The organism is Bartonella sp. AP150HLJHH (assembly GCF_042196385.1).
Taxonomy (GTDB): Bacteria; Pseudomonadota; Alphaproteobacteria; order Rhizobiales; family Rhizobiaceae; genus Bartonella.
In genome coordinates this window covers 1-778 of the sequence record NZ_JBHIQC010000115.1, presented here as the reverse complement: position 1 = coordinate 778, position 778 = coordinate 1, and the positions used below count along the sequence as shown (strand labels likewise).

General features: G+C 41.8%; 1 protein-coding gene. It reads left to right on the top strand.

Going from position 1 to position 778, the window contains the following annotated elements; translation table 11 throughout:
* The coding region (locus ACFING_RS09970; protein ID WP_375630814.1) for an autotransporter domain-containing protein at nt 1-778 on the top strand (778 nt) is incomplete at both ends.

The following is a 778-nucleotide window of genomic DNA, read 5'->3' as shown; positions in this document are numbered from 1 at the left end:
CATCTGTCTTAGGAAAAGAAGAGGAAAAACAAACCGGTTTCTTCCTCTATACTTACGGAAACACAGGAACCTTATCTTCTGAACGTGGACCTCTCAAATATGGTTATGGTGCTGATATCCGCTATGCTGCTCTCCAAGCCGGAGTCACATTCGCGGCATTAGAAGGACAAAATACCACAACACATTTCGGTCTTGTAGGCACCTATGGGCGGCTGTCTTTCACTCCAAAGGATATGGATGATGTAAGTAAGAGCACATTGGATAAATGGTCACTAACAGCTTATGGCAGCGTGCAGCATGACAATGGTTTCTATATGGATACACTCTTGTCCTATGGGATAATAAAGGGAGATATCGGCAATGCTATCATTGGCAAAACCGCAAAATTGAAAAACGCCAAAATGTTGAGTATCTCCACCACCGTTGGCAAAGAGTTTGCAACTGGAATGGAAGGCTTAACATTTGAGCCACAAGCACAAATTGCCTATCAACATTTGATGTTTAATACCATTGAAGATGCTGATAATTTTACCGTTGATATGAAAAATCCTTCTCAATGGTTGATCCGTGTTGGTGGACGTTTGACAAAAACCATTTCCACTGAAAACAACCGTCCGATGTCTTTCTATGGAAAAGTAAACTTGATCAAAACCTTTGGTGATAATGGTACCATTCATATTGGTAGAAACTTTGACCTTGATCCTATGGGACCTGCAATTGAAGGCGGCGTTGGCATCAATGCGCAACTGTCTCACAATTTCTCCCTTCATGGTGATGT